We start from the raw sequence: 8722 nt of genomic DNA, 5'->3' as shown, positions 1-8722 counted from the left end.
CCCGCTGGCTTGTTGGGGGCTTCAACCCAACAATTGCCGGGGGCCCGCTGGGTGACCCCAATTTAAAACACCAGATTTAATCCTGACCCCACGCGGGGGCGCCGGCTCGAGCCGGCGCCCCTTCTTCGTCGTATCCGGTCTGCGCAGCTACTCGTCGCACACCTTCCACTCCTCACCCTGGAGCGCGAGGTCGAACGTGCGAGCGGTGACATCCGACGGCTCGCCCATCGTGTGAGCGGTGACCTCCGCGATCGCGGTGTTGTCGGTGATCTGCACTTTGTCGATACTCGACACGACGGGCACCGAGCCCTGCTCCACAGCCAACTCGTGAATGCTGTCGAACTCCGCGGGGTCGACCGTCGCATAGAACTCCGCCAAGCCCCCGCACGTCGAGGTCTGCAGGGTCGTGAGGTCGCCTGTACTCAGCGCATCCACGAACTCGTCGATGCTCGCGCGGATGTGGGCTTCCGGAGAGTTGCTCTCCCGATACTGCATGAATGCGATGACAGCAATGACGGCGATCACCAGCACGGCGGCGACACCGGCCAGGACCATCCACCTCGCGCGGCCCTTGCGCGGGGACGGAGGGATCCGTGTCGGTGCCGGGGTGGGCCGGAACGGTGCAGGCTCCGAACGCGGTGGTTCGGGTACACGCGGCGCGATGCGCTGCGGCTCGGCTTTCGGGGTATGGCTGGTGACGGGGATCTGCGTCGTGGGTGCCTCGGACGGATCCGGCGTGGGTGGCTCGGGCTGAGGAGTTTTCTGCGAGTGCTCGGTTTCGGGAGGCTCGGTTACAGGGGGCTCGGCTACAGGGGGCTCGGCCTTCTTGGCGATCGGCATCGCGACCGTCTTCGCCTCGGCGGGATCCGGCTCAGCGGTTTCGCCGGTTTCTACCGAGGTGTTCGGCTCGCTGTCTTCAGGCTCCGCAGCGACCGGGTCGTCTTTCGCTGACGTTCCACCGCTTTCCTGCTCGTCGTCCGAGAGGACGTCATCCGCGGTCTCCGCCGAATCTGCAGTCTCCCGCGAATGTGCAGTCTCCGCCGATTCGGCCGGCGCTTCGGTGTCCTCCTCATCTTCGGTGTCTTCCGTGTCTTCCACGAGCGCCGAGTCCTCGACCGCGAGCTGCTCGGCTGCGGGGGTGCTGGGTTTCGCCTCCTGAGCTGCAGCGCCCTCGTCTTCGTCATCGGGAGCCGGGGTCTCCCGCGCTTCGTCCGCGGTGTTCTCCGAATCTTTCTCCGAGTTCTTCTCCGTGGTGTCGACCTCGTCGGGAGTATCGGCCGGTCCGGTATCCGCGACCTCGCCTGCTGACGATTCCGTCGAGTCTTCGGTCGGGTCTTCGTTCTTCGGCTCCGGCACTCGCTGCACCTCGTTCGGATGATGGGTGATTATGTGGGGAGCTTATCGAGGGTGGGGGTGAGAAGGGCAGAATGGGCGCCATGACCTCATTCGGTGATCTGCTCGGACCCAAGCCCACTCTCCTCCCCGGCGACGATGAAGCGGAGTCGGACCTGCTCAACCACGAGGACCCGGCGAAGGTCGCGGCTGAGCATCCGACCGCATCGATCGCATGGGCATACCTTGCGGAAGCAGCGCTCGACTCCGGCGAGACGATCGCCGCCTACGCGTACGCGCGCACCGGCTACCATCGCGGCCTCGACCAGCTGCGTCGTAACGGGTGGAAGGGCTTCGGTCCGGTGCCCTACAGCCACGAGCCCAACCGCGGTTTCCTGCGCTGTGTAGCCGTGCTCGCGCGAGCGGCGAAGACGATCGGCGAAGCGGACGAGCACGCGCGGTGCCTCGATCTGCTCGAGGATTGCGATCCCCGCGCGGCCGAGGAACTTGGCGTCGAGTAGGTCGTTGCCCACCAGGGACGACTTCCGTCGGAAACTGCGGAAGTCGTCCCAGCGTCTCCGCTCGTCCGCACTGCCGATCGTGCAGTGCGCGCTCGCTGCCGGTATCGCCTGGTGGGTTGCGACGGCATGGATCGGCCATCCACAGCCGTTCTTCGCGCCGATCGCGGCGGTCGTGTCGCTCGGGTTGTCCCTGGGCGCGCGACTGCGACGGTCGGTCGAACTCGTGTGCGGCGTGACCGTCGGCATCGGTGTCGGCGACCTGATCGTGTCGCAGATCGGCAGCGGTCCGTGGCAGATCGCGTTGGTCGTGGTGATCGCCATGGGGGCGGCGGTGGCGCTCAACAGCGGGCCGATCTTCGCGATGCAGGCCGGCAACTCGGCGGTCCTGGTGGCCACCCTGATCCCTCCCGGCGGCACGGGTGGCATCGACCGGATGGTCGACGCACTCGTCGGCGGCCTGGTGGGGATCGCCGTGGTCGCGCTGATCCCCACCCACCCGGTACGTCGTGCGAGGAAGAACGCTGCAGACATCCTCGAGACCGCGGCCGAGGTTCTGCGGAAGGTGGAGACCGGTCTCGTCGAGAACAATCCGAAACCTATCGAGGCGGCATTGCGGCAGGCTCGTGCCACACAATCGGCAATCGACTCCATGCGCAACAACCTCCAGGGTGGTCACGAGATCAGCCGAATCTCCCCGCTCTACTGGAACAGTCGTCCGCGACTCGCGCGGCTGACGGCCGCGGCCGACCCCATCGACAACGCGGTGCGCAATATCCGTGTCCTCGCGCGGCGGTCACTGACCCTGGTCCGTGACGACGAGATCCTCGACTCTCGGCTCGTCGTCATTGTCAACGAACTCGCGGATGCGCTCGAGGTGCTCCGCGAGATGATGCTCGCCGAACCGGGTGAACAACCCGACGAGGCGGAGGCGGCCCGGGTGTTGCGCAGTGTTGCAAGGAAGATGAACCCGGAGCTGGTCGAGGGCGCCGGGGTCTCGGCCACGGTGGTGTTCGCGCAGATCCGTTCGCTGCTCGTCGATCTGCTCCAAACCGCAGGACTCAAACGCATTTCGGCGCTCGCGACATTGCCGCCCACCGTGGAGAAGCCCGGCTACCCGCCGGAGGAGTGATCGACCAGTCCCAGCAGGTCGAGGACGCGTCGGCCCTCGACCGTACGCATGAGCTCACTGTCGAATTCGACAGTCCACCGTTGCGGGTCAGCGCCGGATTTCGACCGGACTTCCCCTGCTGTGTGTGTCAGCAACGCCGGCGTCATTGTGCACGCGCCCGTGGAGCCCCACGTGGCCGGGACGTAGCGGTTGTATACATGCGCATTTGTGCATACGATGACGCGGATCTCGAAGGAGGGCCATGAGCTCGGGTCACGGACATTCACACGGCATCGGTCACGGCCATGGGCGCAACGCAGGGCCGTCGGACCGCACCATCCGCAGGATGGGTATCTCCCTCGCCGTTCTCGGTGTGTTCCTTCTCCTCGAAGCCGTAGTCGGGTTGTGGATCGGATCGCTTGCACTGCTCGCCGACGCCGGGCACATGCTCACCGACGTCGTCGGCGTGTCGATGGGCATGGTCGCGCTGATCCTCGCCCGCCGCGGCAGCGCCGCAGCTGCCCGCACTTTCGGCTGGCACCGGGCCGAAGTGCTCACCGCGATGGCCAATGCGGTTCTGCTGCTCGGCGTCGCGGCGTGGGTGATGTACGAGGCGATCAACCGGATCGGCGACACCCCCGACATCCCGGGTGCCCCGTTGATCCTCACGGCAGCGGCAGGTCTCGGAGCGAACATCGTCGTGATGTTGCTCCTGCGCGCCGATGCCAAAGGAAGTCTCGCGGTGCGCGGCGCCTACATGGAAGTGCTCGCCGACGCACTCGGCTCAGTCGGCGTTCTCGTCGCCGGCGTGCTGGTCCTGGCGTTCGGATGGAGTTTCGCCGACGTCGTCGTCGGTGTGCTGATCTCCCTGTGGGTCGTGCCGCGCGCGCTGCGGCTCGCCGCCGAATCGCTCCGCATCCTGACGCAGGCGTCGCCGAGCCACCTCGATGTCGACGCCGTCCGGGCCGATCTCGCTGCGTTGCCCGGGGTGTCCGGCGTTCACGACCTGCACGTGTGGACCCTGACCACAGGAATGGACGTGGCGACCGTGCACCTCGTCAGCGACCACGACGCGAACTGGGTGCTCGACTCGGCACGTACGACGTTGTCGTCGCACGGACTCGACCACGCGACCGTGCAGGTGGAACGGACGGTCGACGGGCGCAAGTGCGAGGAAGACGTGACGTGGTGAACCTCAGCTCAGCTTCAACGTCCAGCGACCGCCGCGACCGCTGAATCGCGTCACGCTCAGGGGACGTACGTCGACACGCCAGAATGCTGTGACGGGTGCCCCGAGTGCACAGACCGTCGCGGCTTTGACCACCGCCGGATGCGCGACCACCCCGATGCGCTCGGGCGACTCGTCGACCGTGTCCAGCCACGCCCCCACGCGCGTGATCAGGTGGGCGATCGATTCGCCGCCGTGCGGTGCTGCGTTGGGATCGGACAGCCACGCCGCGAGTTCGAGTTCCGGGATGCTGTCCATCGGTACACCGGACCAGTTCGCGTAGTCGAGGTCGCGCAGAGCCGGTTCGACAGTCGCCGGCCAGTCGAGAGCTGCTGCGGTGTCGACGGCGCGGATCTCGGGTGCCGTGAACGCGCGATCGACCACCGGTGGTGCGACACGTTCGAGCTCACGTCGTCCGCGCTCGGAGATCGGATCGTCGGCCGGGAATCGCACACGCTGCTGCGCGTGGGTGGAGGCGTGGGAGGTCAGGAACAGGCGGGTCACGGGCACAGTGTCCACCTCCCGGTGCCGCCTTCTCCGTTTGACATCGACTTACCCGTGGTGCCAAAGTTCGTCGGTAAGCATGTGCCGAGGTGCAGGGAATCCGGTGAGAATCCGGAACGGTCGCGCCACTGTAGACCGGAGATCGCAGATTTCCGGAAGTCAGAACACTCCCACGGCACGTGGCCTTTCGGATGGGACGCGTAATCCCAGGAGGTTGTCATGGCGGTAGTCCATACACCCGACGACTCACTCGGCTCGGCTGATTCACTCGGCTCGGCCGGGCTCGCTGTAGCGCTGGCCGCGACGGTGATCCTCGCCTTTGTCGTGCTCTATCTGGTCGGATTCGACCAGGGTGCGATTTCTCGTACGGGCATGTTCATGCACGAACTGATGCACGACGGCCGGCACCTCCTGGGCCTCCCGTGTCACTGAGCGATACTCGGCCGACGTCGCCGGGCGGACAGGCGATCCTGTCGGGAAGTTTTGTCCAGTTGTTGCTACGTGGCCTCCTCGCCGGCCTGCTCGCGGGTCTGCTGGCCGGTGCGGTGGCATTCGTCGTCGGCGAACCTCACATCGAGGCAGCCATTGCGATCGAAGAAGCCGCAGGTGAAGCGGCCGACCATGACCACGGTGGCGCCGCAGTCGTCGAGGAGGACGCGCACAGTCACAGCCACGGCGGCTACGCCGAGGTGAGTCGCACCGGCCAGAAGGCCGGACTGTTTCTCGCGACCAGCCTGGCAGGCCTCGCGCTCGGTGCGCTGTACGCGTCGGTGCTGCACTTCACCCGCCGCTACACCGACATGCCCGGCCGGAAGCTGGCGCTGACCGGTGCGGGTGCCGCGTGGCTGGCGATCGAAGCGGTTCCGTTCTTCAAGTACCCGGCGAACCCACCGGCGGTGGGCGATCCCGACACCATCAACGAGCGCACGTTGTGGTGGTTCGCCGCAGTCGTGCTCGGCCTTGTCGCCATCGCGGTGGCGGTCGCGGTCGCGAAGGCCCTCGCGAACCAGGATCTGCACACCGTCCGCATGGTCGGACCGCTGATCGCGTTCCTCGTAGTGGTGGGTGTGGGTTACCTCGTCATGCCGACCATCGACGAAGTGAGTGACGATTTCCCGGCAAGCCTGTTGTGGCAGTTCCGGGTTGCCTCGTTCACCGTGCAGGTCACCTTGTGGGCGGCACTCGGATTCATCTTCGCGTTTCTCACCGAACGTGCGTCGCGCGTTCGGGCCCGCGCGTTCGGGTCGTAGCCTGACGCCATGGGAACTGGGATTCTGGTTGCCGGAACTACCTCGGACGCAGGTAAGTCCGTCGTCGTTACCGGTATCTGCCGGGCATTGTCGCGGCGGGGCCTGACTGTCGCGCCGTTCAAGGCGCAGAACATGTCGAACAACTCGATGGTCGCGGTCGATGCCGCGACCGGCGACGGGGTGGAGATCGGGCGCGCCCAGTGGATCCAGTCCGTCGCCGCACGTGCGGTGCCGGAATCCGCGATGAACCCGGTGCTGCTCAAGCCGGGCAGTGATCGGCGCAGCCACGTCGTGGTGCGTGGTCGTCCTGCCGGAACTCTCGAGGCGGGAGAATTCGCGGGCGGGAGGAAGCATCTCGCGGAGGCGGCGTTCGCCGCATTCGACGATCTGCGCAGCCGTTTCGACGTCGTGGTGTGCGAAGGCGCAGGAAGTGCCGCCGAGATCAACCTGCGCGCACACGATTACGTCAACATGGGGCTCGCTCAGTACGGCGGCATGCCGACGATCGTCGTCGGTGACATCGACCGCGGCGGCGTGTTCGCATCGATGTACGGAACGTTGGCCTTGCTCGATGCCGCTGATCAGCAGTTGATCCGAGGGTTCGTGATCAACAAGTTCCGCGGCGATGTGGGTTTGCTGACACCGGGCCTCGATTCGCTCTGCGAGCTCACCGGACGTCCCGTACTCGGCGTCCTGCCCTGGCAACGCGACCTGTGGCTCGACTCCGAGGATTCCCTTGCTCTCACATCGCGACCCGCACACGACGGCGACGGTGCCCTCACGATCGCGGTGGTGATGGTGCCGCGCGTCAGTAACTTCACCGACGTCGACGCGCTCTGCCTCGAACCCGATGTGCGGGTCCGTTTCGTCGACGATCCGCGCGCACTTGCGGATGCCGACGTCGTGATCCTGCCGGGCACCCGCGCCACACTTGCCGACCTCGAGTGGCTGCGGTCGCGCGGTCTCGACACCGCCATCATCGATCACGCCCGTGCGGGCGGCGCCGTGTTGGGGATCTGCGGCGGATTCCAGATGCTCGGACGCGAGATCAACGACTCGCACGGAGTCGAGGGGCACCCCGGGGCGTCAGCGCACGGGCTCGGGTTGCTCGACGTCCGAACAGAATTCGGAACCGACAAAGTCCTACGGCTGCCTTCCGGAGCCGCGCTGGGTGCGTCTGCATCCGGCTACGAGATCCATCACGGACGCGTGGAAGTCGGCCACGCCGACGAGTTTCTCGGTGGTGCGCGCAGCGGCAACGTCTTCGGGACGATGTGGCACGGCAGCCTCGAACGAGACGAACTCCGTGGTGCGTGGCTGCGCGAGGTCGCTGCGGCGGCGGGACGTGAGATCTGTACGGGAACGGTGAGTTTCGCGTCGGCGCGTGACGAACGGATCGAGCTTCTCGCCGACATGATCGACGAGCATCTCGACGTCGATGCACTGCTCTCGATGTTGACGGACGCACCGGTGCTGCCCACCCTGTCGGGAACGCTGCGATGACGGTGCTCGTCCTCGGGGGTACGGGGGAAGCGCGGGCGCTCGCAGGTGCCCTGCACGACAGGGGAGTGGATTTCGTGTCGTCGCTCGCGGGCCGTGTCCGGAATCCGCGACTACCGGTGGGGCCGGTCCGCATCGGCGGTTTCGGAGGCGTTGACGGGCTCGCGAACTATCTGCGCGACAACGGCATTGATGCTGTCGTAGACGCGACACACCCGTTTGCCGCGGGGATCAGTGCCAACGCGGCAGCAGCATGTGCGCATGCGAACGTCTCGCTCCTGCGGTTGCAACGCCCCGGGTGGGCGGACGACGGCACTTGGGTCTGGGTCGACGGCCACGACGCCGCTGCTACCGCAGCCGCGACCGGCGAGGGCATCTTTCTCAGTACCGGACGTCAGACACTGGACCGCTTCGTCGGCCCACTCGGTGGGCATCGGGTGACGGTGCGGGTCGTCGAACCACTCGACGACGAGGTTCCTGCGTCCTGGACGGTGGTGCAGGCCCGCGGGCCCTACACCGTCGAAGGTGAGCGCAAGCTGATGCGGGACAACGGGATCGACACCCTCGTCACGAAGGACTCGGGTGGGGAACTCACCCGGGCGAAGCTTGCTGCCGCCGGTGAACTCGGGGTGCGGGTCATCGTGGTGCGTCGCCCTGCAGCACCTGCCGGAGTCGCACTGGTGGCGTCGGTCGACGAGGCCGTCGCCTGGGTACTCAGATCTGTGGCCCCTCCGATCTGAGGTCGTCGACCTTCTTCATCGCCTCCCGCAGTTCGGTGAGCCATTCGTCGGTGTGTTGTCCGGCGAGTCGCACCGTCCACTTGAGCGCGTCGGAGCGTGATCGGGCTACTCCGGCGTCGACGAGAGTGTCGAGGACCTTGCGTTCGGGTTGACGCAGTCGCGTCATGACAGGCACCGCGAGATGGGTGAACAGGACGTCGTGGCCGCCGAGCGTGACACCCCACGCGACTTTGCGGCCGTATCGGGCCTCGGCCTCGTCGGCGATGCGCATCCGTTCGGGGCGGGTGCTTTCCCGGAACCGGGAGATGCGTCCTTCGACGGCTGCGTCGGAGGTGTCGTCGGGTGTGGGAAGTTCGCCGGTCACGATGATTTCTTCGCGGTCGACCTCCACCGTGGCAGGCCCGGTGAACCAGTCGTCGGGTAGGCGGCCGGAGAACCATTCCTCGGCGTCGCCGGCATCGGGCACATCCGCCTGTTGCCAGCCCCCGGGGCGACCGAAGCCGTGTGAGTGCATACGTGGATTTCGCATGATCGTCCTC

At 66.6% G+C, this 8722-nt stretch carries 10 protein-coding genes and 1 riboswitch; of the genes, 7 read left to right on the top strand and 3 right to left on the bottom strand.

What is annotated here, in order from left to right; genetic code table 11:
• Window positions 1-147: 147 nt before the first annotated feature.
• Window positions 148-1356, bottom strand: a complete 1209-nt coding sequence (locus ACFWCF_RS00830; RefSeq protein ID WP_378555963.1) for a hypothetical protein — start codon at window positions 1354-1356, stop codon at window positions 148-150.
• Between the two features lie 80 nt (window positions 1357-1436).
• Here ACFWCF_RS00830 and ACFWCF_RS00825 point away from each other — a divergent pair, with 80 nt between their 5' ends.
• The 3 genes from ACFWCF_RS00825 (at window position 1437) to ACFWCF_RS00815 (ending at window position 4153) form a co-directional block, all read left to right on the top strand.
• Window positions 1437-1853 carry a DUF3151 domain-containing protein gene (locus ACFWCF_RS00825; protein WP_378492625.1) on the top strand — a complete coding sequence of 139 codons (417 nt, stop codon included), beginning with the start codon at window positions 1437-1439 and terminating at the stop codon, window positions 1851-1853.
• 4 nt (window positions 1854-1857) lie between these two features.
• Complete coding sequence (locus tag ACFWCF_RS00820; RefSeq protein ID WP_378555961.1) at window positions 1858-2982, top strand: aromatic acid exporter family protein; 1125 nt, start codon at window positions 1858-1860, stop codon at window positions 2980-2982.
• A gap of 241 nt (window positions 2983-3223) precedes the next feature.
• Complete coding sequence (locus ACFWCF_RS00815; protein WP_378555958.1) at window positions 3224-4153, top strand: cation diffusion facilitator family transporter; 930 nt, start codon at window positions 3224-3226, stop codon at window positions 4151-4153.
• 3 nt (window positions 4154-4156) lie between these two features.
• Here the strand turns inward: ACFWCF_RS00815 and ACFWCF_RS00810 are convergent, their stop codons facing one another.
• Window positions 4157-4693 (bottom strand): histidine phosphatase family protein, encoded by a 537-nt coding sequence (locus tag ACFWCF_RS00810; RefSeq protein WP_378555956.1) that lies wholly within the window; start codon window positions 4691-4693, stop codon window positions 4157-4159.
• 38 nt (window positions 4694-4731) lie between these two features.
• Window positions 4732-4883: riboswitch (cobalamin riboswitch) on the top strand.
• A 29-nt stretch (window positions 4884-4912) separates the two neighbouring features.
• On the opposite strand from ACFWCF_RS00810, the gene ACFWCF_RS00805 reads away from it, so the two are divergent.
• The 4 genes from ACFWCF_RS00805 to ACFWCF_RS00790 are packed head-to-tail and all read left to right on the top strand — an operon-like array spanning window position 4913 to window position 8183.
• Window positions 4913-5125 (top strand): CbtB domain-containing protein, encoded by a 213-nt coding sequence (locus ACFWCF_RS00805; protein WP_378492621.1) that lies wholly within the window; start codon window positions 4913-4915, stop codon window positions 5123-5125.
• A gap of 38 nt (window positions 5126-5163) precedes the next feature.
• Window positions 5164-5943 carry a CbtA family protein gene (locus ACFWCF_RS00800; RefSeq protein WP_378556651.1) on the top strand — a complete coding sequence of 260 codons (780 nt, stop codon included), beginning with the start codon at window positions 5164-5166 and terminating at the stop codon, window positions 5941-5943.
• 9 nt (window positions 5944-5952) lie between these two features.
• Window positions 5953-7446 carry a cobyric acid synthase gene (locus ACFWCF_RS00795; RefSeq protein WP_378555954.1) on the top strand — a complete coding sequence of 498 codons (1494 nt, stop codon included), beginning with the start codon at window positions 5953-5955 and terminating at the stop codon, window positions 7444-7446.
• Window positions 7443-8183, top strand: coding sequence for a cobalt-precorrin-6A reductase (locus ACFWCF_RS00790; RefSeq protein ID WP_378555952.1), 741 nt, complete (start codon window positions 7443-7445; stop codon window positions 8181-8183). The genes ACFWCF_RS00795 and ACFWCF_RS00790 overlap by 4 nt, the downstream gene beginning before the upstream one ends.
• Here ACFWCF_RS00790 and ACFWCF_RS00785 read toward each other — a convergent pair.
• Complete coding sequence (locus ACFWCF_RS00785) at window positions 8158-8712, bottom strand: hypothetical protein (RefSeq protein ID WP_378492618.1); 555 nt, start codon at window positions 8710-8712, stop codon at window positions 8158-8160. The two genes, ACFWCF_RS00790 and ACFWCF_RS00785, sit on opposite strands and share 26 nt — an antisense overlap.
• Between the last annotated feature and the right edge of the window lie 10 nt (window positions 8713-8722).

This window comes from Rhodococcus sp. NPDC060090, from assembly GCF_042729855.1.
Lineage (GTDB): Bacteria > Actinomycetota > Actinomycetes > Mycobacteriales > Mycobacteriaceae > Rhodococcus.
Note: the sequence above shows the minus strand (reverse complement) of the source record. Positions and strands in the feature narration are given on the sequence as shown.